At 72.1% G+C, this 24407-nt stretch carries 23 protein-coding genes and 2 tRNA genes; 18 read left to right on the forward strand and 7 right to left on the reverse strand.

Going from position 1 to position 24407, the window contains the following annotated elements:
• Positions 1 to 24 precede the first annotated feature (24 nt).
• From NAMU_RS07350 to NAMU_RS07380, 7 genes are all read left to right on the forward strand, one after another.
• Positions 25 to 1047 (forward strand): 3-isopropylmalate dehydrogenase, encoded by a 1023-nt coding sequence (locus NAMU_RS07350; protein WP_015746777.1) that lies wholly within the window; start codon positions 25 to 27, stop codon positions 1045 to 1047.
• A 34-nt stretch (positions 1048 to 1081) separates the two neighbouring features.
• Complete coding sequence (cimA, locus tag NAMU_RS07355; protein WP_015746778.1) at positions 1082 to 2785, forward strand: citramalate synthase; 1704 nt, start codon at positions 1082 to 1084, stop codon at positions 2783 to 2785.
• A gap of 32 nt (positions 2786 to 2817) precedes the next feature.
• Positions 2818 to 3591 carry a fumarylacetoacetate hydrolase family protein gene (locus NAMU_RS07360; RefSeq protein ID WP_015746779.1) on the forward strand — a complete coding sequence of 258 codons (774 nt, stop codon included), beginning with the start codon at positions 2818 to 2820 and terminating at the stop codon, positions 3589 to 3591.
• 335 nt (positions 3592 to 3926) lie between these two features.
• Positions 3927 to 5465, forward strand: coding sequence for a glutamate--tRNA ligase (gene gltX, locus NAMU_RS07365; RefSeq protein ID WP_015746780.1), 1539 nt, complete (start codon positions 3927 to 3929; stop codon positions 5463 to 5465).
• Positions 5458 to 6237 carry an HAD family hydrolase gene (locus NAMU_RS07370; protein WP_015746781.1) on the forward strand — a complete coding sequence of 260 codons (780 nt, stop codon included), beginning with the start codon at positions 5458 to 5460 and terminating at the stop codon, positions 6235 to 6237. Before gltX ends, NAMU_RS07370 begins: the two co-directional genes overlap by 8 nt.
• Before the next feature lie 63 nt (positions 6238 to 6300).
• Positions 6301 to 6372, forward strand: a tRNA-Gln gene (locus NAMU_RS07375).
• A 96-nt stretch (positions 6373 to 6468) separates the two neighbouring features.
• Positions 6469 to 6541 (forward strand) — tRNA-Glu (locus NAMU_RS07380).
• A 69-nt stretch (positions 6542 to 6610) separates the two neighbouring features.
• Here the strand turns inward: NAMU_RS07380 and NAMU_RS07385 are convergent.
• On the reverse strand, positions 6611 to 7324 hold the full coding sequence (locus NAMU_RS07385) for an IclR family transcriptional regulator (protein WP_015746782.1): 714 nt from the start codon (positions 7322 to 7324) through the stop codon (positions 6611 to 6613).
• 90 nt (positions 7325 to 7414) lie between these two features.
• Here NAMU_RS07385 and leuC point away from each other — a divergent pair, with 90 nt between their 5' ends.
• The 3 genes from leuC to NAMU_RS07400 all read left to right on the forward strand — a co-directional run bounded on the left by leuC (position 7415) and on the right by NAMU_RS07400 (position 10408).
• Positions 7415 to 8875, forward strand: coding sequence for a 3-isopropylmalate dehydratase large subunit (gene leuC, locus NAMU_RS07390; protein ID WP_015746783.1), 1461 nt, complete (start codon positions 7415 to 7417; stop codon positions 8873 to 8875).
• A gap of 43 nt (positions 8876 to 8918) precedes the next feature.
• Positions 8919 to 9506, forward strand: coding sequence for a 3-isopropylmalate dehydratase small subunit (gene leuD / locus NAMU_RS07395; RefSeq protein WP_015746784.1), 588 nt, complete (start codon positions 8919 to 8921; stop codon positions 9504 to 9506).
• Between the two features lie 233 nt (positions 9507 to 9739).
• Positions 9740 to 10408, forward strand: coding sequence for an HU family DNA-binding protein (locus NAMU_RS07400; RefSeq protein WP_015746785.1), 669 nt, complete (start codon positions 9740 to 9742; stop codon positions 10406 to 10408).
• Positions 10409 to 10561: 153 nt separating this feature from the next.
• Here NAMU_RS07400 and NAMU_RS07405 read toward each other — a convergent pair whose 3' ends face one another.
• Both NAMU_RS07405 and NAMU_RS07410 read right to left on the reverse strand, forming a co-directional pair.
• Positions 10562 to 11467: an NUDIX hydrolase gene (locus tag NAMU_RS07405; protein ID WP_015746786.1), complete on the reverse strand. Its 906-nt coding sequence runs from the start codon at positions 11465 to 11467 to the stop codon at positions 10562 to 10564.
• The gene (locus tag NAMU_RS07410; RefSeq protein WP_015746787.1) at positions 11457 to 13748 is read right to left on the reverse strand and encodes an RNA degradosome polyphosphate kinase; all 2292 of its coding nucleotides are present in this window, start codon (positions 13746 to 13748) and stop codon (positions 11457 to 11459) included. The genes NAMU_RS07405 and NAMU_RS07410 overlap by 11 nt, the downstream gene beginning before the upstream one ends.
• Positions 13749 to 13927: 179 nt before the next feature.
• On the opposite strand from NAMU_RS07410, the gene NAMU_RS07415 reads away from it, so the two are divergent.
• The 3 genes from NAMU_RS07415 (at position 13928) to NAMU_RS07425 (ending at position 16917) form a co-directional block, all read left to right on the forward strand.
• Positions 13928 to 14731: a lysophospholipid acyltransferase family protein gene (locus tag NAMU_RS07415; RefSeq protein ID WP_015746788.1), complete on the forward strand. Its 804-nt coding sequence runs from the start codon at positions 13928 to 13930 to the stop codon at positions 14729 to 14731.
• Entirely contained in the window at positions 14728 to 15738 is a 1011-nt protein-coding gene (locus tag NAMU_RS07420; RefSeq protein ID WP_015746789.1) for an NAD(P)H-dependent glycerol-3-phosphate dehydrogenase, read from the forward strand. Before NAMU_RS07415 ends, NAMU_RS07420 begins: the two co-directional genes overlap by 4 nt.
• 75 nt (positions 15739 to 15813) lie before the next feature.
• Positions 15814 to 16917, forward strand: coding sequence for a D-alanine--D-alanine ligase family protein (locus NAMU_RS07425; protein ID WP_015746790.1), 1104 nt, complete (start codon positions 15814 to 15816; stop codon positions 16915 to 16917).
• Positions 16918 to 16994: 77 nt separating this feature from the next.
• On the opposite strand, the gene NAMU_RS07430 is transcribed toward NAMU_RS07425, so the two are convergent.
• Complete coding sequence (locus NAMU_RS07430) at positions 16995 to 17570, reverse strand: DUF3515 domain-containing protein (RefSeq protein ID WP_015746791.1); 576 nt, start codon at positions 17568 to 17570, stop codon at positions 16995 to 16997.
• Positions 17571 to 17578: 8 nt separating this feature from the next.
• The gene (locus tag NAMU_RS07435) at positions 17579 to 17812 is read right to left on the reverse strand and encodes an Lrp/AsnC ligand binding domain-containing protein (RefSeq protein WP_015746792.1); all 234 of its coding nucleotides are present in this window, start codon (positions 17810 to 17812) and stop codon (positions 17579 to 17581) included.
• A gap of 187 nt (positions 17813 to 17999) precedes the next feature.
• Between NAMU_RS07435 and NAMU_RS07440 the strand changes: the two genes are divergently transcribed.
• The 4 genes from NAMU_RS07440 to NAMU_RS07455 are packed head-to-tail and all read left to right on the forward strand — an operon-like array spanning position 18000 to position 21388.
• Positions 18000 to 18962, forward strand: coding sequence for a thiamine-phosphate kinase (locus tag NAMU_RS07440; RefSeq protein WP_041368544.1), 963 nt, complete (start codon positions 18000 to 18002; stop codon positions 18960 to 18962).
• Positions 18963 to 18972: 10 nt separating this feature from the next.
• Positions 18973 to 19644: a uracil-DNA glycosylase gene (locus tag NAMU_RS07445; protein ID WP_015746794.1), complete on the forward strand. Its 672-nt coding sequence runs from the start codon at positions 18973 to 18975 to the stop codon at positions 19642 to 19644.
• Positions 19641 to 20843 (forward strand): MFS transporter, encoded by a 1203-nt coding sequence (locus tag NAMU_RS07450; RefSeq protein WP_015746795.1) that lies wholly within the window; start codon positions 19641 to 19643, stop codon positions 20841 to 20843. Before NAMU_RS07445 ends, NAMU_RS07450 begins: the two co-directional genes overlap by 4 nt.
• Positions 20840 to 21388, forward strand: a complete 549-nt coding sequence (locus NAMU_RS07455; protein WP_041368546.1) for a potassium channel family protein — start codon at positions 20840 to 20842, stop codon at positions 21386 to 21388. Before NAMU_RS07450 ends, NAMU_RS07455 begins: the two co-directional genes overlap by 4 nt.
• 5 nt (positions 21389 to 21393) lie before the next feature.
• Here NAMU_RS07455 and NAMU_RS07460 read toward each other — a convergent pair whose 3' ends face one another.
• Entirely contained in the window at positions 21394 to 22797 is a 1404-nt protein-coding gene (locus tag NAMU_RS07460) for a chloride channel protein (protein WP_052307849.1), read from the reverse strand.
• A 133-nt stretch (positions 22798 to 22930) separates the two neighbouring features.
• Complete coding sequence (locus NAMU_RS07465) at positions 22931 to 23995, reverse strand: nicotinate-nucleotide--dimethylbenzimidazole phosphoribosyltransferase (protein WP_015746798.1); 1065 nt, start codon at positions 23993 to 23995, stop codon at positions 22931 to 22933.
• Between the two features lie 180 nt (positions 23996 to 24175).
• On the opposite strand from NAMU_RS07465, the gene NAMU_RS07470 reads away from it, so the two are divergent.
• Complete coding sequence (locus NAMU_RS07470; RefSeq protein WP_015746799.1) at positions 24176 to 24373, forward strand: hypothetical protein; 198 nt, start codon at positions 24176 to 24178, stop codon at positions 24371 to 24373.
• Positions 24374 to 24407 lie beyond the last annotated feature (34 nt).

The following is a 24407-nucleotide window of genomic DNA, read 5'->3' on the forward strand; positions in this document are numbered from 1 at the left end:
CCCATGGCATGAGAGAGGTCAACAATGAAGCTGGCGGTCATCCCCGGTGACGGCATCGGTCCAGAGGTGGTGGCCGAGGGACTGAAGGTGTTGCGCGGCGTCGTGCCCGACGTCGAGACCAACGAGTACGACCTCGGTGCGGCGCGCTGGCACCGGACCGGTGAGTTGCTCCCGGACTCGGTGTTGCGCGAACTGCGCGAGCACGACGCGATCCTGCTCGGCGCCGTCGGCGATCCGACCGTGCCCTCGGGGATCCTGGAGCGCGGCCTGCTGCTGCGGCTGCGGTTCGAGCTCGATCACCACGTGAACCTGCGGCCGGCCCGGCTCTACCCGGGCGTGCCCGGGCCGCTGGCCGGGGACAAGGCCATCGACCTGGTCGTGCTGCGGGAGGGCACCGAGGGCCCGTACGTCGGCAACGGCGGCATCCTGCGCAAGGACACCCCGCACGAGATCGCCACCGAGGTCTCGCTGAACACCTACTTCGGCGTCGAACGCGTCGTGCGGGACGCGTTCGAGCGGGCCGCCCGCCGTCCCCGCCGGCACCTGACCCTGGTGCACAAGACCAACGTGCTGGTGCACTCCGGCCAGTTGTGGAGCCGCGTGGTCGAGGAGGTGTCCATGGAGTACCAGGACGTCGCCGTCGCCTACTGCCACATGGACGCGGCCATGATCTACCTGGTCACCGACCCGGGCCGGTTCGACGTCGTGGTCACCGACAACCTGTTCGGCGACATCTTCACCGACCTGGCCGCCGCCGTCTCCGGCGGCATCGGGCTGGCCGCCTCCGGCAACCTGGACGTTTCGCGCACCAACCCGAGCATGTTCGAGCCGGTGCACGGCAGTGCGCCGGACATCGCCGGCACCGGGACCGCGGACCCGACGGCCACCGTGCTGTCGGTGGCCCTGCTGCTGGACCACCTGGGCCTGCCCGAGGCGGCCCGGCGGGTGGAGGCCGCGGTGGCCTTCGACCTGGCAACCCGGCAGAGTGGGTCCGTCGGCCGGACCACGGCCATCGGCGACCGGTTGGCCGCCCTGGCCTCCAGCTGATCCGTTCCAGCCACCCCTGACGAATGCCGTGACCATGACCGTGTCGACCACCTCCGCCGTCTCGCCGGTTGCCCCGCCGCGAGTTGCGACCCGTCGCAGCTCGCCGCTGGGCGATGCCTTCCACGTCTTCGACACCACGCTGCGCGACGGTGCCCAGCGCGAGGGCATCACCTACTCGGTGGCCGACAAGATCGCGGTCGCGACGCTGCTCGACGAGCTGGGGGTCGGCTTCATCGAGGGTGGCTGGCCGGGGGCGATGCCCAAGGACACCGAGTTCTTCGCCCGGGCCGCGGCCGGGGAGCTGGCGCTGACCACGGCCAAGCTGGTCGCCTTCGGGGCCACCCGTAAGGCCGGCACCCGGGCCGATCAGGACCCGCAGGTCCGGGCCCTGCTCGACTCCGGGGCCGAGGTGATCACGCTGGTCGCCAAGTCCGACGTGCGGCATGTGGAACGCGCCCTGCGCACCACGCTGAGCGAGAACCTGGCCATGGTCGGGGACACCGTGCGGCTGCTGGTCGACCACGGCCGGCGGGTGTTCCTGGACTGCGAGCACTTCTTCGACGGGTACGCCGCCGACCGGGACTACGGGCTGCGGGTGGCCGAGGCGGCGGTGAGTGCCGGCGCCGACGTGGTCGTGCTGTGTGACACCAACGGCGGCATGCTCCCGATGGGCATCGAGCGGGTGGTCCGTGAGGTCCGCGAGCGCGGCGGCTTCCGCGTCGGCATCCATTGCCAGGACGACACCGGCTGCGCGGTGGCCAACACGGTCGCCGCGGTGCAGGCCGGGGCCACCCATGTGCAGTGCACGGCCAACGGTTACGGCGAGCGGGCCGGCAACGCCGACCTGTTCGCGGTGGTGGGCAACCTGACCACCAAGATGAACCTGCCTGTGCTGCCGGAGGGCGCGCTGCCGGAGATGATGCGGGTTTCGCATGCGCTGGCCGAGCTGGCCAACATCGCCCCCAACACCCACCAGGCCTACGTCGGCTCGTCCGCGTTCTCGCACAAGGCCGGCCTGCACGCCTCGGCGATCAAGGTCGACCCGGACCTGTACAACCACCTGGACCCGACCGTCGTCGGCAACGACATGCACATCCTGATCACCGAGATGGCCGGCCGGGCCTCGGTCGAGCTCAAGGCCAAGGAACTCGGCGTCGATCTGGCCGGGCGCACCGACGCGGTGGGCCGGATCGTCGACGCGGTCAAGGACCGTGAGGCCGCCGGCTGGTCGTACGAGGCGGCGGACGCCTCCTTCGAGCTGCTGATCCGCGACGAGCTGGCGGCCACCGACGCCGCCGCGGCCGGCGTCGAGGTGCCGCCGCGGCCGTTCACCCTCGAGTCCTACCGGGTGATCGTGGAGAACACCGGCGGCACGGTCAGCAGTGAGGCCACGGTGAAGGTGCATGTCGGCGACCGGCGGATCATCACCACCGCCGAGGGCAACGGACCGGTCAACGCCCTGGACTCGGCGTTGCGCAGCGCCGTCGCCGAGCGCTACCCGGAGCTCAACGAGGTCGAACTGGTCGACTACAAGGTCCGCATCCTGGCCGGCCATGCCGGCACCGACTCGATCACCCGGGTGTTGGTGTCCAGCTCGATCCAGGGCCTGCGCGGCCCCCAGGAATGGACCACCGTGGGCGTGCACGCCAACGTCGTCGAGGCCTCCTGGCAGGCGCTGGTCGACGCACTCGTCTACGTCCTGCCCTCGTCGACGGGAAACCCCGTCCTGCCCACCTGACCCGCCCGACCGCCTCGAAAGGCTCCTCTCGCATGCGACTGGCCCGAATTGCCCATCCCGACGGCGTTGCCTTCGTGGCCATCGACGGGCCCGACGGCAGCGAGCAGCGGGCCCGGGAGATCGCCGACCACCCGTTCGGCGCGCCGACCTTCACCGGCAAGTCCTGGCCGCTGGCCGATGTCCGGTTGCTGGCGCCGATCCTGCCGTCCAAGGTGCTGTGCCTGGGTCGCAACTTCCGCGACCATGCGGCCGAGCTGGGCAACCCCGTGCCGACCAGCCCGATCCTGTTCATGAAGCCCTCGACCAGCGTCATCGGGCCGAACGCGGCGATCAAGCTGCCGGCGAACTCGGCGCGGGTGGACTACGAGGGCGAACTGGCCGTGGTCATCGGCAAGCCCTGTCGGGACGTCAAGGCCGAGGACGCCGCCTCGGTCATCCTGGGCTACACCGTCGGCAACGACGTCACCGCCCGCGACCAGCAGAAGGCCGACGTTCAGTTCACCCGGGCCAAGAGCTACGACTCGTTCTGCCCGCTCGGCCCGTGGATCGAGACCGAGCTGGATCCCTCCGAGTTGCGGATCACCACCGAGCTGGACGACGTGGTCGTGCAGGACGGGTCCACCGCCGACATGGTCTTCTCGATCGGCGAGTTCCTGGAGTACGTCAGCGGCATCATGACGCTGCTGCCCGGCGACGTCCTGCTCACCGGCACCCCGGCCGGCGTCGGGCCCATGGTCGCCGGCCAGAGCATCTCCATCACCGTCGAGGGCATCGGCACCCTGACCAATCCCATCCAGGCCCGCTGACCGCCCCGCGCGCCCCCTCTCCCGCCCCGTCCTTCCTGCCGGCCCCCTCCTTCCCGCGCGGATCATCTTCGCCGGCGCGGCCGAAGTCGTCGACTCCTGTCCCACCAATCACATTCGGTGCAGGTTCATCCGCGCAAGGCCGCCAGCCGGGTCCGCGCGGATGAAGTCGTGTCCTGCTGTCCCACCGGTCACATTCGGTGCAGGTTCATCCGCGCTGGGGAAGTTGATCCGCGCGGGTGAGCGGGGGGTGGGGGAGTTGATCCGCGCGGGGGTGGGGGTGGGGGATCTGATCCGTGCCGGGGGAGCGGGGGTGGGGCGATAGGGTCGGTCCTGCCATGACACAGACACCTTCGCCGGCGGATCGGCCGGATTCGCGCCCGGTTCGCGCTCGCTTCTGCCCCTCGCCGACCGGTACCCCGCATGTCGGGTTGGCCCGCACCGCCCTGTTCAACTGGGCGTTCGCCCGGCACCACGGCGGCACTTTCGTCTTCCGGATCGAGGACACCGACGCCGCCCGGGACTCCGAGGAGTCCTACGAGGCAATCGTCGACGCGATGACCTGGCTGGGCCTGGACTGGGACGAGGGTCCCGGGATCGGCGGCCCGCACGCCCCCTACCGGCAGAGCCAGCGCGGCGAGATCTACCGCGAGGTGGTCGCCGAACTGGTGGCCGCCGGGCACCTGTACGAGTCGCATTCCACCGCCGAGGACGTCACCGCGCGGCACCTGGCCGCCGGCCGCGACCCCAAGCTCGGTTACGACAACTACGACCGCACTCCCGATCCCGTCCTGATCGAGGCGGCCACGGCAGCCGGCCGGGCGCCGGTGCTCCGGCTGCGGATGCCCGACCGGGACATCGGGTTCGACGACCTGGTTCGCGGCCGGGTCGTCTTCCCGGCCGGGACGGTGCCCGACCCCGTCCTGGTCCGCGGCACCGGTGACCCGCTCTACACCCTGGTCAACCCGGTCGACGACGCGCTGATGGGGATCACCCACGTGCTGCGCGGTGAGGACCTGCTGCCCTCCACGCCGCGGCAGATCGCGCTGTATGAGGCGCTGATCGACATCGGGCGGGCGGAGCTGGTGCCCCAGTTCGGGCACCTGCCGTTCGTCACCGGCGAGGGTAACCGCAAGCTGTCCAAGCGGGACCCGCAGTCGAACCTGTTCCAGTACCGCGACGACGGGTTCATCACCGAGGGCATGGTCAACTACCTGGCCCTGCTGGGCTGGTCGCTGCCGGCGGTAGGTGGGGAGGACCGGGACATCTTCACCCCGGCCGAGCTGGTCGGCGCCTTCGACGGGACGCGGATCTCCGGCAACCCGGCCCGCTTCGACCGCAAGAAGGCCACCGCGATCAATGGCGCGCACATCCGGTTGCTCGGACCCGAGGACTTCGCCGGCCGGCTGGCCGACTACCTCGCGGCCACCGGGACGCTGCCGGCCGAGCCGTCCGATGAGCAGCGTGTGCTGGTCGCGGCCGTCGCCCCGCTGGTTCAGGAACGCTCCGCGCTGCTGTCCGAGGCGGCCACCATGGCCGAGTTCCTGTTCGCCGGCGACGACTTCGCCGTCGACGAGGCCGCGGCGGCCAAGGTGCTCAAGGCCGACGCCGCCCCAGTGCTGGACGAGGCGATCGCCGCGGCCCAGACGGTGCCCGAGTTCACCGCGGCCGCGTTGGAGACCGAGCTCAAGGCCCGGCTGATCGACCGCCTGGCGCTCAAGCCCCGCGTGGCCTTCGGGCCGGTCCGGGTCGCCGTCACCGGGCGGACGGTCTCCCCGCCGCTGTACGAGTCGATGGAGTTGCTCGGTCGCGACGTCGCGCTGACCCGGCTGCGGGCCGCCCGGGCCCTCGTGCCCGCGGGCCCGGCTGGTGCCTGAGGGCGGTCCCCGGCCGGGCGGCCCGCTGTCCGCCGTCCTGTTCGACGTCGACGACACCCTCATCGACTTCGCCGGTGCGGCCCGGGCCGCGCTGTCCGATCTGGTGCTGGCCGCGCTGGGGGCCGGTCCGGGGCGTGACACCACCGCGGATCAGGACCTGCTCGAGGCCGCGCACCGGGCCTGGCGCCAGGTCTCGGAACGGGAGTACACCCGCTTCACCCTCGGTGAGCTGGACTTCGACCAGATGCGGCGCAGCCGGATGGCGGCCTTCCTCCAGGCGATCGATCGACCCGCGGCCCGCGAACTGGACCACGAGCTGATGGAGCAGCGGCGGCACGAGGCGATCTTTGGGCACTTCCGCGCGTTCGCCGACGTCCGGCCGGCGCTGGACCGGCTGCGGCGGGCCGGTATCGCCGTGCACGTGCTGTCCAACAGCGACGGGCCGCATCAGCGGGCCAAGCTCGCGGCGGTGGGGCTGGACGAGCTGGCCGCGGACGGGTTCTATTCCGGCGATCTGGGCGTGGCCAAGCCGGACCCGCAGATCTTTCGGCTGGCCGCCGAGCGGCTCGGCCGGGCGCCGGCCGAGCTGGCCTACGTGGGAGACCGCTGGGATGTCGACGTGCTGGGATCCGCAGCCGCCGGGTTGGCCCCGGTGTGGCTCAATCGAGCCGGACTCGCCCGGCCGGACCAGGCCGCCGCGGCCGGTGCGGTCGTCCAGATCGCCACCCTGGACGAGCTCGTCGTCGACGCCGACGGGCTGCATTTGGGATGAGAGCACCGGGCCGGTAGTATTGTCTGCCGGTGCCCCGGCCGGCCGGAAGGTCAATGGGGCCCTTGGGGTATGGTGTAATTGGCAACACTAGGGATTCTGATTCCCTCATTCTAGGTTCGAGTCCTAGTACCCCAGCGTCCGGCTGGCGTGGCCACACGTTTCGGTCGGGTAGCATGTTCGAGGTTCGGCAGCGTCGCCGGGTGAACATGTTGAAGTTCTGAGTAGTTCTAGGGCCCCGTCGTCTAGCGGCCTAGGACGCCGCCCTCTCACGGCGGTAGCGAGGGTTCGAATCCCTTCGGGGCTACAGAAGTGGAACAGGCCGGGCGCGCGAGCGCCCGGCCTTTTTCGTGTCGGGCCCGGGCCCGCGAAGGGGTCAGGACGCCGGTTCCAGGGCGGCGGTCAACGCGCGGGCCGCGGCCACCAGGTCCTGTGCCCAGCGGACACCGGGTTGCCGGCCCATCCGGTCCACCGGGCCGGACACCGACACCGCCGCGATCACCTCGCCCGCGGGTGAGCGGACCGGTGCGGACGCCGAGGCCACCCCGGCCTCGCGCTCGGCCACCGACTGCGCCCAGCCGCGCCGGCGCACCTGGTCCAGGGACCGTTCGGTGAAGCCGGCCTGGGCCAGGACTGCCCGCCGGTAGGCCGGATCGGCCCAGGCGGTCAGCACCTGGGCACCCGAACCCGCGGTCATCGGCAGCCGGGCCCCCAACGGCACCGTGTCCCGCAGCCCGGAGGTCGGTTCGGCCACCGCAATGCACACCCGGGACAGCCCGTCGGCCCGGTAGACCTGCACGCTCTCGCCGGTGATGTCCCGCAGCTCGGGCAGCACCCCGGCGCTGGCCCGCACCAGCGGGTCGGGCGCCCCGGCCGCCAGCACGGCCAGCTGCGGTCCCTGGCACCACCGGCCGCCGGCGTCCCGGGTCAGCAGCCCGTGCACCTCCAGGCCGACGGCCAGCCGGTGCGCGGTGGCCCGGGGCAGCCCGGTGACCGCACACAGTTCGGCCAGCGTCAACGGGTTCGCGGCCGCCGCGGTGAGCACGGCGACGGCTTTGTCCAGGACACCGATACCGCTATGCTGTCCCATGAGGCGATACTAGATTCCCACATAGTGAGATGTCCATCCGGCCGCCGAATGCCCCCGGACATCCCTGTGGGTGACAGGGAGAAACTGGCGATGGCGCTGACGCTTGCCGAGAAGGTCTGGAACGCGCACGTGGTGCACGCGGCGGAGGGCGAGCCCGACCTGCTGTACATCGACCTGCACCTGGTGCACGAGGTGACCAGCCCGCAGGCCTTCGACGGGCTGCGGCAGGCCGGCCGGCCGGTGCGCCGGCCCGACCTCACGCTGGCCACCGAGGACCACAATGTGCCGACCCTGTTCCAGGTCGACGCCGACGGCGGCACCCGCAGCCGCAATCTGCTGATCGAGGACCCGGTCTCGCGCACCCAGGTGGAGACCCTGCGGGCTAACTGCGCCGAGTTCGGCGTCCGGCTGTTCCCGATGGGCGACTACGAGCAGGGCATCGTGCACGTGGTCGGTCCGCAGCTGGGCATCACCCAGCCGGGCATGACCATCGTCTGCGGGGACTCGCACACCTCCACCCACGGCGCGTTCGGCGCGCTGGCCTTCGGCATCGGCACCAGCGAGGTCGAGCACGTGCTGGCCACCCAGACCCTGCCGCTCAAGCCGTTCAAGACGATGGCGATCACCGTCGAGGGCACGCTGGCCCCCGGGGTGACGGCCAAGGACATCATCCTGGCGGTCATCGCCAAGATCGGGACCGGCGGCGGCCAGGGCTACGTCCTGGAGTACCGCGGGGAGGCGATCCGGGCCCTGTCCATGGAAGGCCGGATGACGATCTGCAACATGTCGATCGAGGCCGGGGCGCGGGCCGGCATGATCGCGCCGGACGAGACCACCTTCGCCTACGTCCAGGGCCGCGACCACGCGCCCAAGGGCCAGGACTGGGACCGGGCCGTCGAGTACTGGCGTTCGCTGCGCACCGACGACGACGCGACCTTCGACGCCGAGGTGATCCTGGACGGCTCCGCGCTGACCCCGTTCGTGACCTGGGGCACCAACCCCGGCCAGGGCCTGCCGCTGTCCGACGTGGTGCCCGACCCGGAGGCCATGGTCGACGACAACGAGCGGCTGGCCACCGAGAAGGCCCTGTCCTACATGGATCTGACGCCGGGCACGCCGCTGCGCCAGATCCACGTGGACACCGTCTTTCTCGGCTCCTGCACGAACGGCCGGATCGAGGACCTGCGGGCCGCCGCGGACATCCTGCGCGGGCGGCGCATCGACCCGACGCTGCGCATGCTGGTCGTGCCCGGCTCGATGCGGGTGCGCGCGCAAGCCGAGGAGGAGGGCCTGGACCAGGTCTTCCTGGACGCCGGGGCCGAGTGGCGCAGCGCGGGCTGTTCGATGTGCCTGGGTATGAACCCCGACCAGCTCGCTCCCGGAGAGCGCAGCGCGTCGACCTCGAACCGCAACTTCGAGGGTCGTCAGGGCAAGGGCGGACGCACGCACCTGGTCTCGCCGCTGGTCGCCGCGGCGACCGCGGTCCGCGGCACCCTGTCCTCCCCGGCCGATCTCGAGCCGGCGGCCGTTCCGGCCGGATCGAACGCCTGACCCGGTCCCGATTTCGCCGAACCTGCTGCCCAAGGAGACAACGATGGACGCATTCACGACCCATACCGGTGTCGGGATTCCGCTGCGCCGGACCAATGTGGACACCGACCAGATCATCCCGGCCGTGTACCTCAAGCGGATCACCCGGACCGGATTCGAGGACGGATTGTTCGCCGCCTGGCGAGGCGATCCCACATTCGTGCTGAACCAGTCCGATTTCCGGTCTGGCTCGGTGCTCGTGGCCGGGGCCGACTTCGGCACCGGATCGTCGCGGGAGCACGCGGTTTGGGCGCTGATGGACTACGGGATCCGGGTCGTCATCTCGCCCCGTTTCGCCGACATCTTCCGGGGCAATTCGGCCAAGGCCGGGCTGGTCGCCGCACAGGTGACCCAGGACGAGGTCGAGTTGCTGTGGAAGCTGCTGGAAAACGAACCGGGCACCGAGGTGACCGTCGACCTGCAGGCCCAGACCATTACCGCGGGGTCCCTGGTCATCAAATTCCAGATCGATCCGTACATCCGTTGGCGTCTGCTCGAAGGCTGGGACGACATCTCGTTGACCCTTCGGCACGCCGATGAGATCACCAATTTCGAGGCGTCCCGGCCGTCGTTCAAGCCGGTCACCCAGTAACCGCCCGCCCGGCCCGCCGCATCTCGAATCGTCTGTCGCGCAGTCGATCTCGACGGCGGGACGAGCGGGCGGGGCGGGTCCGGCGGCTCCCGGCGAGCGTGTGGAGAAGCTGAGAACCGTTAGACTGCACTGGTTCCTGGGCGTGGCGCACTAGCGCTTTCGCCGGTTTGCGCCTACCGTGTGCCAGCAATCGGCCCCCAACGTACCGCGGGCCCGAGTGCCCGGGAGGGACAGTGAACAAGACCGACCTGATCAACCAGCTCGCCGAGCGGTTGGACGGAGACAAGAAGAAGGCGCAGGTTGCGGTCGAAGGCGTGATCGACCTCATTCAGCGTGAGGTCCAGAAGGGTCGCAGCGTCTCGATCTCGGGCTTCGGGGTCTTCGAGAAGCGGGCCCGCGCGGCGCGCACCGCGCGCAACCCGCGCACCGGCGAGGCGGTCAAGGTCCGCAAGACCAACGTCCCGGCCTTCCGTCCCGGCAAGTACTTCAAGGACGTCATCGCCGGCACGGTCAAGCTGCCCAAGCCGAGCAACACCCCGCTGACGGCCCGTGCCGCCGCGGCCGCCGCTCGTGCCGCGGCCGCCGCCGCCCCGGCCAAGACGACCACGACCCGCACCCGGGCCGCGGCGTCCACCGCGGCTCCGGCCAAGACGACCACCACCCGCACCCGGGCGGCGGCGGCCAAGCCGGCCGCGACGGCGACCACCGGCGCGACCCGGACGCGCTCCGCCGCAACCAAGACCGCGGCGGCGGCGGCTCCGAAGGCGGCCAGCACCCGGGCGACCAAGACGGCCGCGGCGGCCAAGACGGCGACGGCGCCCAAGGCCGCCGCCAAGACCACGGCCACCAAGGCGCCGGCCCGGCGGACCGCCACCAAGGCTGCGGCGGCCGCGTCCAGCTAGTCCGGCCCGTCAGTCCGGTTCAGGTTTCCCCGATTCGAACCTCCGCCCCGGCGGACGTGGCCTCGCGCCACGTCGGCCGGGGCGCTGGCGTTGGCGGCGGGTTCGTGGGGTGCCGGGCGCGCGGCAGACCCCGTGGCGGTCCGGCCCGGGTGCTCAGACCTGGGGCGCCGGATAGGGATCCGCCTGCACCAGCCGGCGACCGTCGAAGGACAGGAACCAATAGGCCGCCTTCGGGGTGCTGACCCCGGCGACCGGCACGTCGTCCCGGGTCGCCAGCGACTTGACCACGCCCGGGATGACGCCGCCCTGGCTGCACACCACGGTGGTCTCGCCCGGCAGCTGGGCCACCGCCAGGTCGACCAACCGGCGCCGGGCCGCGGCCGGGTCGTCCCGGTAGGCGTCCTCGGACAACGACTTCTCCGGCACGACGCCGGTGCCCAGCTTCTCGGCCAGGGGAGCCACCGTGCCCCGGCAGCGTTCCAGCGGCGCGCTGTGCACCGTGGTCGGCGCGTACACGCCCAGCTCACCGACCAGGGCCGCCGCCTGCCGGCGGCCCTTGGCGTCCAACGGGCGCAGGGCGTCGTCGCCCACGAAGGCCTCCCGCTGGCCGGCCCGCGCGTGCCGCACCAGCAGCACCCCCTGCTGGGCCGCGGGTTCCAGGGCGAAGGTGCTCAGCACCGCCCGGTCGAACTCGTAGCTCATCCGGGCCCGGGCCTTGTCCATGGACAGCCACTCCAGCCGATCGACCTCCTTGTTCGGCGCGAAGAAGCCGCCGAGCCGGCGAGCGGCGAAGTACTGCACCGTCTTCGGGCCGGCGCTGGTGGTGTAGGACACCGTGGTCAGCGAACGGCCGATGGCGGCCCGGAAACCGGTCTCCTCCTCGACCTCCCGGGCCGCGGTCACCTGGGGGACCTCGTCGTGCTCGGCCTTGCCCTTGGGCAGCGACCAGTCGTTGTACCGCGGCCGGTGCACCAGGGCGATCCGCAGGCCGTCCCGTCGGGACGGCTTCCACAGCACCGCGCCGGCGGCGCGGATCACCGCGGCGGACTCACTCGCCACGGGCCACCCGGCCGCGCAGCAGCTCCTCCTGGATGTCCACCCCCGGACCGTCCACCGGCGAGGGCGTCCAACCGTCCGGACCCAGGGTCCAGCAGCGGGTGTCGGGCGCGGTCAGCAGCTCGAACAACCGGGCCATCCGGTCGGTCGCACCCTTGTCCTTGACCTGGACCAGGACCTCGACCCGGCGGTCCAGGTTGCGGTGCATCATGTCCGCGCTGCCGATCCAGTACTCCTCGGTGCTGCCGCCGCCCTCGACCGGCTGGCCGCCGTTGCGGAAGTAGAAGATCCGCGAGTGCTCCAGGAACCGGCCGACAATCGAGCGGACGGTGATGTTCTCGGACAACCCGGGGACGCCGGCGCGCAGGGCGCAGATCCCGCGGACGGTGACGTCGACGGCCACGCCGGCCCGGGAGGCCCGGTAGAGCGCGTCGATTACCCGCTCGTCCACGATCGAGTTCATCTTGAGCCGGACCAGGCCGCCCCGCCCGGCCCGCTGGTGCTCGATCTCCCGCTCGATCCGGGTGACGATCCCGCTGCGGATGGATTGCGGGGCCACCAGCAGGTTCCGGTACTCGGTCTGCCGGGAATAGCCGGTCAGCACGTTGAACAGGTCGGTCAGGTCGGCGCCGATGTCCGGGTCGGCCGTCAGCAGCCCGAGATCTTCGTAGATGCGCGCGGTCTTGGGGTTGTAGTTGCCGGTCGCCAGGTGGCAGTAGCGCTGCAGGGTCTTGCCCTCCTGCCGGATGACCAGCGCGGTCTTGCAGTGCGTCTTGAGCCCGACCAGGCCGTAGACCACGTGCACGCCGGCCCGTTCCAACGCCTTGGCCCAGGAGATGTTGGCCTGCTCGTCGAATCGGGCCTTCAGCTCGACCAGGGCGACCACCTCCTTGCCGGCCTCCGCGGCCGAGATCAGCGCGTCGACGATGGGGGAATCGCCCGAGGTGCGGTACAGGGTCTGCTTGATGGCCAGCACCCGGGGATCGGCCGCGGCCTGCTCGATGAACCGCTGCACGGTGGTGGCGAACGACTCGTACGGGTGATGCAGCAGCACATCTCCGTCGCGCAACGTCGAGAAGACGCTCTTGGGCGTCTCTCCTTCGGCGAACGCGGGGTTGGTGGCCGGCACGAACGGGGCATCCTTCAGGCCCGGCTTGTCGATCCCGTAGAGCTGCCAAAGACTGGACAGGTCAAGCAGTCCGGGGACTTCGACGGCATCGGCCGGGTCGACGTCGAGCTCGGCCAGCAACCAGGCCAGCACTCGTTCGCTGGTGGTGTTGGTGACCTCCAGCCGGACCGGCGGGCCGAACCGGCGCCGGGCCAGCTCGCGCTCCAGCGCCTGCAGCAGGTCCTCGTCGCGGTCCTCCTCGACCTCCAGGTCGGCGTTGCGGGTGACCCGGAACGCCTGGTGCTCGGTGACATCCATGCCCGGGAACAGCTGCCCGAGATGGGTGGCGATCAGTTCCTCCAGCGGCAGGAAGTCGTAGACGCCCCGGCGGACCTGGATGAAGCGGTCCACGTTCGGCGGCACCTTGACCCGGGCGAACCGTTCGGTGCCGGTCTCCGGATTCCGCACGATGATGGCCAGGCTCAGGCTCAGCCCGGAGATGTAGGGGAACGGGTGGGCCGGGTCGACGGCCAGCGGGGTCAGCACCGGGAAGATCCGGGCGGTGAAGTATTCGCCCAGGCGGGCCCGGTCGGCCTCGTTCACCTCGCTCCAGTGCACGATCCGGATGCCGGCATCGGCCAGCGCCGGCAGTACCTCGTCGACGAAGCAGCGGCCCTGGCGCTCGACCAGCTCGCGGGTCCGGGCCGAGATCAACGCCAGCTGTTCGGACGCCGTCAACCCGTCCGCGCTGGTCACCGACAACCCCATGTCCCGGCGACGTTTGAGGCCGGCCACGCGCACCATGTAGAACTCGTCCAGGTTCGAGGCGAAGATGGCCAGGAACTTGGCCCGCTCCAGCAGCTTCTGCCGGGGATCCTCGGCCAGGGCCAGTACCCGGGCGTTGAAGTCCAGCCAGGACAGCTCGCGGTTGGAGAACCGGTCGTCGGGCAGCGCGTCGTCCTCGATCTCGGCGACCACCGCGCTGTCCACCGCGACCTCGGACGGCCCGCCGTGGAACGGCTCGACCATCGCGTCCGCCATCGGATCGCCCATCGGACCGCTGGTGGTCGCCGGGGTCGCCGGGCGGGTGCGGGGGCGTCGGGCCGGGCGCCCGGTGGCTCCGGACGCCGTGCCGTTGGTTTCGGTCGTCGACTTGGTGGTTTCGCTCGCTGTCACGGCGCCATTGTCCAGGGTGCCCAGCGTGACCCGCTACCTCCGAGGTGAACAGTGCGTATCGGTGCCCGGACCAGCCCTGGCGCCGGGACCGCGGCGATGACGCCGGTCCTGATGACGCCAGGACTAAGGTGCGCAACGGCTAGGGTGAGCGACGTCGTCGGCACGAAGGAGAGCTCAAGGTGGCGCGCAGTCCCGTGTACGAGAAGGGCAACGCCTGGCTCGCCTTCTGCAAGGTCGTGATGTACCCGTTGGCGTCCCTGCTGGGCCGGCAGAAGGTGGGCGGCGCCGAGCACGCCCGCCGGCGCGGCGGCTACCTGCTGGTGGCCAACCACATCTCGCACCTGGACCCGCTGTTCGACGCCGTCGCGGTCCGCAAGACCGGCCGGATCCCGCGGTTCATGGCCAAGGCCTCGCTGTGGAAGGTGCCGGTGCTGGGCAAGGCGCTGGCCGGGTCCGACCAGATCCCGGTCGATCGGACCGGCGCCGGGGCCGGCCAGAACAGCCTGGAGGCGGCCACCGCCGCGTTGAACGCCGGCCGGGTGGTGCTGATCTACCCCGACGGCACGGTCACCCGGGACCCCGAGATGTGGCCGATGAAGCCGCGGATGGGCGTGGGGGCGCTCGCCCTGTCCGGCGACTTCCCGGTGATCCCGATGGCTCACTGGGGCTCCAACCAGGTCTACACCTCCTACGTGCAGGGCCGCCGGTTCCACCCGTGGCCGCGCAAGGACGTGCACACCGTCTTCGGTGAGCCGATCGACCTGTCCGATCTGCGGGCCGGGGCCCGGGACGCCCGCGCCGTCCGGGCCGCCTCGGTCCGGATCATGACCGCGGTCCGGGACATGGTCGGCGAGGTCCGCGGCATCACCCCGCCGACCGAGTTCTACGACCAGCGCAAGGCCGAACGGTTGGCCCAACGCTCGGCCGCCGCGGACGCGGAACCGCCGGCGGCCGCCGCCCCGCCGGAGACGCCGGACCGGTGACCGACACCCTGCAACGGCTGGCGGTGCTCGGCGCGGGGTCCTGGGGCACCACCTTCGCCAAGGTGCTGGCCGACGCCGGCCGCGACGTCACGCTGTGGGCCCGCCGCGAATCGGTGGCCACCGCCATCCGCGACACCCGCCGCAACCCCGACTACCTGCCCGGCGTCGACCTGCCCGAGAACCTGCACGGCACCTCCGATTTCGACGCCGCGCTGGACGGCGTCGACGCGGTGGTGCTGGCCGTGCCGAGCCAGGCGCTGCGGGAGAACATGCGGGTGTTCCGGGACAGCCTGCCGGCACGGATCCCGGTGGTCTCGCTGGCCAAGGGTGTGGAGATCGGCACCGGCCTGCGGATGAGCGAGGTGATCTCGCGAGTCGGCCAGATCGACCCCGAGCGGATCGTCGTGCTCACCGGGCCGAACCTGGCCGCCGAGATCGCCCTGACCCGGCCGACCGCCTCGGTGCTGGCCTGCACCGACCACGACCGGGCCCGGGCCGTGCAGGAGGCCTGCGCCACCCCGTACTTCCGGCCGTTCACCACCACCGACGTGGTCGGCGCCGAGATCGCCGGCACCGGCAAGAACATCATCGCGCTGGCCTGCGGCATCGCCGACGGCCTGGGCCTGGGGCTCAACGCCGGCGCCTCGCTGATCACCCGGGGGCTGAACGAGGTGACCCGGCTGGGCGTCGAGCTGGGTGCGGTGCCGGCGACCTTCGCCGGCCTGGCCGGGCTCGGTGACCTGGTGGCGACCTGCTGGTCGCCGCTGTCGCGCAACCGGACGCTGGGGGGCCGGCTGGCCGCCGGCATGGGCCTGGACGCCGCGCTGGAGGCGGCCGGCGGGCAGGTCGCCGAGGGCGTCGTCAGCTGCCGGTCGGTGCGCGACCTGGCCGTCCGGCACAAGGTCGACATGCCCATCACCGAGGCCGTCTACCAGGTCTGTTACCGGCATCTGCCGCCCGGCCAGATGATCCGCTTCCTGATGGACCAGCCGCACAGCGCGGAGTGAGCGCGTCTCGATCGGCCCCGGCCACGCTGTGTCGATCGGTGGCCCACCGGCGGCGCCCCGATAGGGTCAACGACCATGAGTGCTGACCGGATCCGGGTGGCCGTGGTGTTCGGCGGGCGCAGTGGGGAACACCCGGTGTCCTGCATTTCGGCCGCCGGCGTGCTGGCCAACATCGACACCGACCTGTTCGACGTCACCGCCGTCGGCATCACCCCGGCGGGCCGCTGGCTGCAGATGGACCCGGCGGCGATCCCCACGACCGGTGGGCCGACCCTGCCCGAGGTGAGCACCGGTTCGGCGGTCGCCCTGCCGGTGGATCCCACCGCCGCCGCGCTGGTCAGCATCGACCCGTCCGTCGATCGCTCCGCGGTGGTCGACGTGGAGGTCGTCTTCCCGGTCCTGCACGGTCCCTACGGCGAGGACGGCACCATCCAGGGCCTGCTCGAGCTGGCCGGGGTGCCCTACGTGGGCGCCGGGGTGCTGGCCTCGGCCGCCGCCATGGACAAGGAGTTCACCAAGAAGCTGCTGGCCGCCGAGGGGCTGCCGGTGGGCGACTGGGTGGTGCTGCGGCCGGGCACGCCGACCCTGACCGCCGAGCAAAAGCAGCGGCTGGGGCTGCCGGTGTTCGTCAAGCCGGCCCGGGCCGGCTCGTCGCTGGGGGTGAGCCGGGTCGCCGAATGGGCCGAGTTGGACCGGGCCATCGCGATCGCCCGGGAGACCGACCCGAAGGTGCTGGTGGAGGCGGCCGTGGTCGGCCGCGAGGTCGAGTGCGGGGTGCTCGAGCACCCGGACGGGCGGATCGAGGCCTCCCCGCCGGCGGAGATCCACGTCGGCGGCGGGTACGAGTTCTACGACTTCGACGCCAAGTACCTGGACGACACGGCGGCCAGCTTCGACATCCCGGCCGACCTGCCGGACGAGGTGACCGCGCGCATCCACGAGCTGTCCCGCCGGGCGTTCGCCGCGCTGGACGCCCAGGGCCTGGCCCGGGTGGACTTCTTCGTCCGGCCCGACGGCGACCTGGCCGACCGGGTCGTCATCAACGAGGTGAACACCCTGCCGGGCTTCACCCCGATCTCGATGTACCCGGCCATGTGGGCCAAGGCCGGGGTGTCCTACCGGGACCTGATCACCGTGCTGATCCGCACCGCGCTGGCCCGGGGCACCGGCCTGCGCTGACCCCGCCGGGCTGACCCGGCCGGACCGAACCGACCGGGGTGAGCCGACCGGGCTGACCCCGGGGAGACGGCTGGGCGCTATTCGCCGTCGCCGAGCAACGGAACGCCGTCCCGGCAGATGGCGCGTTCGGGCAGGGTCGCGCCGATGATCGTGGAGGCCTGCTGCCAGGGCCCGGTGGAGGTGACCGCGGCCGGCACGGTCAGGGCGACCCGGACGGACCGGTCGACCAGGAAGTAGGTGGTGTCCCCGCCGGTGGACAGCGGCAACCAGGCCACCCCGTCCACCTCCTGCAACGCCGCCGTGCAGGTCAGCTCCGCCGGGGTCGGCACCCCGCAGCGCAGGACCACCGCCGGCTCGCCCCAGGCCGCCACGCCGGCCAGGGAGGGATCGTCGGCGTGCTCGATGACGCGCCGGGGCAGGCCGGCCAGGGAATCGGGCAGCGCGGCCATCAGGCTCGTACACGCCGGCGTCGTCGCCCCGGGGGACTGCACCGAGGACAGGGACAACGGGTCGTCGACGGAGGTGGCCGGCCGGGACTTGACGTAGCCGGCGGCGACGATCACGCCGACCACGGCCAGCACGGCCACCGTGATGGCCGCGACCAACCGCCAGCGCGGCAGCCCGTCCCGGGCGGCCGGCGGCGACTCGGGCATCACTGCGGTCAGAGGTGCACCACCGGGCAGGTGAGCGTCCGGGTGATCCCGGCAACCCCCTGAACCCGGGCGACGACCAGTTTGCCGAGCTCGTCCACGGTCTGCGCCTCGGCCCGGACGATGACGTCGTAGGGGCCGGTCACGTCTTCGGCGCTGGTGACACCGGGCAGTTCGGCGATCGCCTGGGCGACCGCGGCGGCCTGGCCGACCTCGGTCTGGATGAGGATGAACGCCTGCACCACGGTGTGCCCCTTCCGTACTTCTGCGAAATCCTGCGAACTCGTGCGAACGGTGTGGTTCCGGCCAGAGCCTATCGGTCCGCGCGACGTCCGATTCCCGGCACCCGGATCGGCCATGATGGTCAGGCGGCTTTCGACAGTTCCCGACAGCAGTGATCAACAGCGGCAGTGATCAACAGCGAGGTGCACCATCAGCAACCAACCGGCCACCCTGGCCTCCACCGGCGAGTTCTCCGTGATCGACGCGCTGGTCGCGCGGACCGGTCAGCCGACGACCACCCTGCTCGGCCCCGGGGACGACTGCGCGATCGTCGCGGCGGCCGACGGCCGGGTGGTGGCCACCGTCGACGTGCTGGTCGACGGCGTGCACTTTCGCACCGACTGGGCCAGCGGCGAGCAGATCGGCCGGCGGGCGGCGCTGGCCTCGATGGCCGACGTCGCCGCGATGGGCGCCACCCCGACGGCGCTGCTGGTCGGGCTATGCGCGCCGGCCGAGACCCCGACCGACCTGGTGATGGACATCGGACGCGGCCTGGACGCCGAGGCGAGCAAGGTGGGCGCGGGCATCGTCGGCGGCGACATCACCCGATCCACCGTGCTGACCATCTCGGTGACCGTGCTGGGTGATCTGGCCGGGCGGGAACCGGTGCGCCGGTCCGGGGCCCGGGTGGGCGACGTCGTCGCCGTGGTCGGGCGGCTGGGCTGGGCGGCCGCGGGCCTGGCCGTGCTGTCCCGCGGCTTCCGCTCGCCGGCCGCGCTGGTGGGCTCGTACCGGGTGCCCGAGCCGCCGATCGAGCAGGGCGTGGTCGCCGCGCTGGCCGGGGCGACGTCGATGATCGACGTGTCCGACGGCCTGATCGCCGACCTGGGCCACCTGGCCGACGAGTCCGGGGTGGCCATCGAGGTGGCCACCCGGGTGGTGCCGGTGCACGCCCGGCTGACCGAGGTGGCCTCCGCGTTGGGCCGCGATCCGATGGAGTGGGCAATGACCGGCGGCGACGACCACGCGCTGGCCGCGACCTTCCCGGACAAGGCGTCGGTGCCGGCCGACTGGACGCCGATCGGCATGGTCCGCGAGGGCAGCGGGATCGTCGTCGACGGGCAGCCGTGGACCGGGACCGGCGGCTGGGACCACTTCGGCTCCGGCGGGTAGCCTGCCGCCCATGCCGGCACCGCTGAGTTCCCTTGTCGCCGACGACTGGGCGCAGTCCCTGGAACCGGTGGCCGACCGGATCACCGCGATGGGCGAGTTCCTGCGGGCCGAGGTGGCCGCCGGCCGCCCGTACCTGCCGGCCGGCCCGCACATCCTGCGCGCCTTCGAACGGCCGCAGGCCCAGGTCAAGGTGCTCATCGTGGGCCAGGACCCGTATCCCACCCCCGGCCATCCGATCGGCCTGTCGTTCGCGGTGGATCGCCACGTGCGTCCGGTGCCGCGCTCCCTGGGCAACATCTACAAGGAACTGCAGGCCGACACCGGGATCACCCCGCCCGCGCACGGCGACCTGACCGCCTGGTCCGACCAGGGGGTGCTGCTGCTCAACCGGGTGCTGACCGTCCAGCCGGGCAAGCCCGCCTCGCATCGAGGCAAGGGCTGGGAGCCGGTCACCGACGAGGCCATCCGCTCGCTGGTGCGTCGCGGCGGCCCGCTGGTGGCCATCCTGTGGGGCCGGGACGCGCAGACCCTGCGGCCGCTGCTGGGTCAGACCCCGGTGATCGAGTCCGCGCACCCGTCGCCGATGTCGGCCGACCGCGGCTTCTTCGGGTCCCGGCCGTTCTCCCGGGTCAACCGTTCGCTGGTCGAGCAGGGCGGCGAACCGGTCGACTGGACCTTGTGACCCCGTCCCGGCGGCTCACCGCGGCCCTGTTCGCGGGCGGCGTCGCCACCTTCGCCGAGCTGTACGCGGTGCAGGCGGTGCTCCCCGGGCTGGCCGCCGAGTGGTCGCTGACCGAATCGCGGGCGACGCTGGCGGTGTCGGTGGCCACCGGGGCGCTGGCCGTGTCGGTGCTGCCCTGGGCGGCCGTGGGCGACCGGATCGGGCGGGCCCGGGCGATGCGGATCTCGGCGCTGGTGGCCGCCCTGTCCGGACTGCTGGTGGCGATCGCCCCGACCTTCGAGATCCTGCTGGCCCTGCGGGCGGTGTCCGGAGCCGCCTTGGGCGCGTTGCCGGCCCTGGCCGTGGCGCACCTGGTGTCCGCCGCCCCGCCGGCCCGGGTGGCCGCGGCCGGCGGCCTGTACATCGCGGGCACGACAATCGGCGGATTGTCCGGCCGGGTGTTGACCGGTGCCGTCGGCGGGGTGTTCGGCTGGCGTTGGGGTCTGGTGACCACGGCGGCGTTCGTGGTCGTCGCCGCGGTGGTGTTCGTCGTGCTCCTGGAGTCTCCGGCCACGGCTCGCACCGCCGATCAGCTGGGCGGGCGGCCAGCGGGCGGGGAGGCGGCCAAGGTGCGGCTGGCGCTGTCCGACCGGGTCGCCTGGGTGTTCTACGCGCAGGCGTTCCTGCTGATGGGCGCCTTCGTCACGGTCTACAACCTGCTCTCGTTCCGGCTGCTGGCCGACCCCTACCGGCTGCCCGCCTCGGTGGTCAGCCTGCTGTTCCTGACCTACCTGGTGGGCACGATCGGCTCGTCCGGGGTCGGGCGGCTGGTGGCCGGATTGGGTCGCCGCCGGGTGCTGGCCGGGGCCGGGTTGACCATGGCCATCGGCGCGGCGATCACCGTGCCGGCGCCGCTGTGGAGCGTGCTGACCGGCCTGGTGCTGCTCACCTTCACCTTCTTCGTGGCGCACGCGATCGCCGCCACCTGGGCCGGGGAACGGGTGCCCGCGGCCCGCTCGCAGGCCTCCGCGATCTACTCGTTGGCCTACTACGCCGGCTCCAGCGTGGTCGGGCTGGTCGGGGCCGCCCTGTACGCCCGCGGCGGGTGGCCGGCCGCGATGACGTTGGTGGTGACGATCACCGCGGCCGCGGCGGTGTTGGCCTTCTTCGGCGCGCCGCGCCGGGATCGGCCGGCGGAGCGGCAGAGTTCCTCGGTGTGAGTGAGCGTCCGCCGGCCCCGGAGCTGTCCTCGGGAATGGTCAAGCCGGCCCTGTGGATGGGGCTGCGGCTGGCCGTCTCGATCGTCGCGTTGCTGTGGGTCTACTACACGATCCCGGTCAAGGACTCCGCCGACGGCGACTCGGACCTGCCCTGGTTGCTGCTGGAGCTGCTCATCTTCGGCGCGATCGTGGGGGTGCAGGTGCCGCTGATCAGCCGGGCCCGGTACCCGGTGCTGCGGGGACTGGAGTCGCTGGCCCTGACCGTGCTGCTGTTCCTGCTGATCTTCGCCCGGGTGTACCTGTCCAACTCGGCCTCGGACCCCGCGGTGTTCACCCAGGTGTTGGACAAGGACACCGCGCTTTACTTCACCACCACGGTGTTCGCCACCGTCGGCTTCGGCGACATCGTCGCCGCGTCCAACCCGATGAAGCTGCTGGTGACCCTGCAGATGCTGCTGAACCTGGTGGTGTTCGGGCTGGTGATCCGGGTGATCACCTCGGCCGCCCAGCGGGGCATGGCCCGCAAGAAGAAGGACCAGAACTAGCCGGTTCAGGCCTTGGGCGCCCCGACCGGCGCGGCCAGCGCCGCCGGACGCCGGGGTCCGGGCTCGGGCAGCACGAACGTCACCACGAACGCGACCGCGACCGCGATGACGACCTGCGGGGTGACCGAGAGCCCGTCGCTGCCCAGCAGCAGGACGGCCAGCAGGGTGGAGGTCATCGGCAGCCGCAGCATCGACGCGCACATCGCCCCGATGCCCATGGCGATCGCCGGGGCCAGCGTCATCCCGGGCAACCCGGACGCGGCGATGCCCAGCGCGGCGCCGATGAACATCGACGGGAAGACCGGGCCACCGCGGAAGGCACTGAGCGAGAGGCTGTAGGCGAACGCCTTGGCCACGATGAGCACGATCAGGGCGCCGACCGAGTACTGCGCGGCGTTGCTGACCAGCTCGGGCATCGCATCCTGACCGGAGAACAGCACCTGGGTGAAGCTGTGCCCGGTGATCAGCTGGTACACCATCGCGGCCGCGCCGACCAGCAGACCGAGGGCGCCGGTGACCAGGACCCGGTTGGTGTGCACCAGCGGTCGCAACGACAGCGCGCCCGAGCGGATGACCCAGGCCAGCAGCGCGCCGACCGCACCCATCACGATCGCCCAGCACAGGGTGGCCACGGTGGGGCCGGAATCCGGCGGCACGGTGCCCAGGGACAGCGAGAACGTGCCCAGACCGGTGAGGTTGTCCAGCCCGACGAAGATCAGGGCGCCGATGCCGGAGGCGAGCAGGCCGGGCAGGGCGACCAGGCTCAGCGTGGCGCCGCCGATCCCGGCCGCCTCCATGATCAGGAAGGCGCCCAGCAGCGGGGAGCCCAGCAGGGTGCTGATGGCGGCGAAACTGCCGGCCGAGGCCATGATCGTGACGGCCATCGGCGGCGCGTCCGATCGGACCAGCCGTACCACCAGGGCGGCCAGGCCACCGCCGATCGCGATCAGCGGGGCCTCGGGGCCGAGCACCGCGCCCAGGCTCAGCGTGGTCAGCGCGGCCAGGAAGACGCCGACGAGCTCCTTGCCGGTCGGCGGGGCGCCACCGGTCTGGAAGCCGAAGGCGGGGGAGTGGCCGCAGTTGCCGGGCAGGTAGCGGATGGTCAGCCCGGTCAGCAGACCGCACAGCAGCAGCCAGGGCAGTGGCCACCAGGCCGGGGCCGGGCCACCGGTCACCGAGGTGGGCAGGTCGGTGAACAGGTACTGCTGGATCTTGCTGACCAGGGCCAGGAAGCCGTAGGCGATCGCCGAGATCGGGATGCCCAGGATGGCCGCCAGGATCAACGCGGACAGGTAGGCCGGCGACCGGATGACCTTGCGCGGGTCGATCGCGGCCGGGCCGGCCGCGCCGGGAGCCGCACCGGCACCCGCGGGGGGTGACGCGGCCGGCGGGGTGGTCGAGTCGGCCATCGGGGCACCTCTCAGTGGCGGAAGGCGGTTCCGAGCCGACAACATAACCCGCTGGGCGGTTTGTCCCCGGCCCACCCGCCGCAGTTCACCCCAGGTGGAGGAGCCGGATCGTTCGGGGTCCGCCAGCAGGGGCCTACAGCAGGGTGGCGTCCCAGGTGCTGATCGCCTCGGCCGACCGCGGCGGGGTCACCGCGCGGTCGACGGCATCGAAGGCCCCGACCGCGGCCAGCAGCGAGGGCAGCACCAGCAGCGCACCGACCCCGGAGTGCCCCGTCGTCGACCAGTCGGTGAGCGGCTGGCGTCCCAGCAGGTCCAGCAGTCGCGGATGCCCGCGTTCGGGGGCCAGCGAGGACACCAGCAGGTAGGTGTCGGCGCCCGGCGCGAGGCGGTGGGCCAGGACGGCGGCCACGGTGCTGGGCATGTCGTGCACGAGCACCGGGGTGCGCCGCACCGCCGCCTGGGCGATGAACCCGGTCAGCGCAGCCAGGTCGGGCCCGCCGCCGACCCGCAGCATGGTCAGGGCGTCGGCGCCGGCCCGGCGGATCCGGAACAGGGCATCGCGCACGATGGCCGCCTTGCGGATCCAGGCGTTGTCGTCGATGCCCGATCCGCGGGAGGTGGCCTCGACCGGCTCCATCGCGGTCAGCGCGGCGGTGATCGCGGCGACCGGGGTGCTCACCCCGACCCCGCAGGTCGCACCGACCAGCAGGTCGGCGCCGGAGTCGACGGCGGCGTCGGCCTGATCCCGGCCGGCCTGCACCGCCGCGGCCAGCTCGTCCTCGGTCAGCGCGTCGCTGCGATCGATCCGGCCGGCCGGGCGGGCCTGGGCCAACCGGTCGGGCACGGCCGGGTCGGGTACGGCCAGACCGACGTCGACCACGTTCACCCCCACCCCCGAGTGCCGGGCCAGGCCGGCGGCCAACCCGACACCGGTGGCCAGCTCGACCGCGCGGGCCACCGACTGCGACGCCGGGGCGGCCGAGATGGCGGCCTGGGACACCGCGTGGTCGGCGGCGAAGACGGTCAGCCGGGGGTGGGGCAGCAACGGCCCGTCCCCGGGCCCGCGGGAGCCGGCCAGCAGGTCGATCACCGACGCCCACACCCCCAGCGCGCCGACCGGGAGTCGATCGCGCACGGCGGCCGCGGCCAGGACGGCCTCGGCGTCCAGGGCGGGCACGGGCGGCAGATCGAGGACCATTGGGCTGAGTATGCCGATGACGGGCCCTCGCCGGCCCCGCGACCCGTCCACTTGCGCAACGGCCGTGCCCGGGATCGTAAAGCCATGGGAAAATGTGCTGCTCACAGGGGATTGTCAGACTGCCCCGATAGCGTTGCCGTTACCAGCACGGTGAGTTCGACCACACGAAGGGAGAAACCGATGGTGTACCTGTGGCGCTACGCGGACGAAGCCGGTGTCGTGGCCGAAGGGCCGGAGATGTCGTTCGGCTCCCAGGACGAGGCCGAACAGTGGCTCGGTGAGACCTGGCCCGATCTGCTCGAGCGCGGCATCAGTGCCGTCTCGCTGTTCAACGACCAGCAGGCGATCTACGGGCCGATGGCCCTGGCCGAAGCCTGAGCCCGCCGGCCTCGCGCTGATCGGCGTCCAAGGA

The sequence above is a fragment of the Nakamurella multipartita DSM 44233 genome, assembly GCF_000024365.1.
Taxonomy (GTDB): Bacteria; Actinomycetota; Actinomycetes; order Mycobacteriales; family Nakamurellaceae; genus Nakamurella; species Nakamurella multipartita.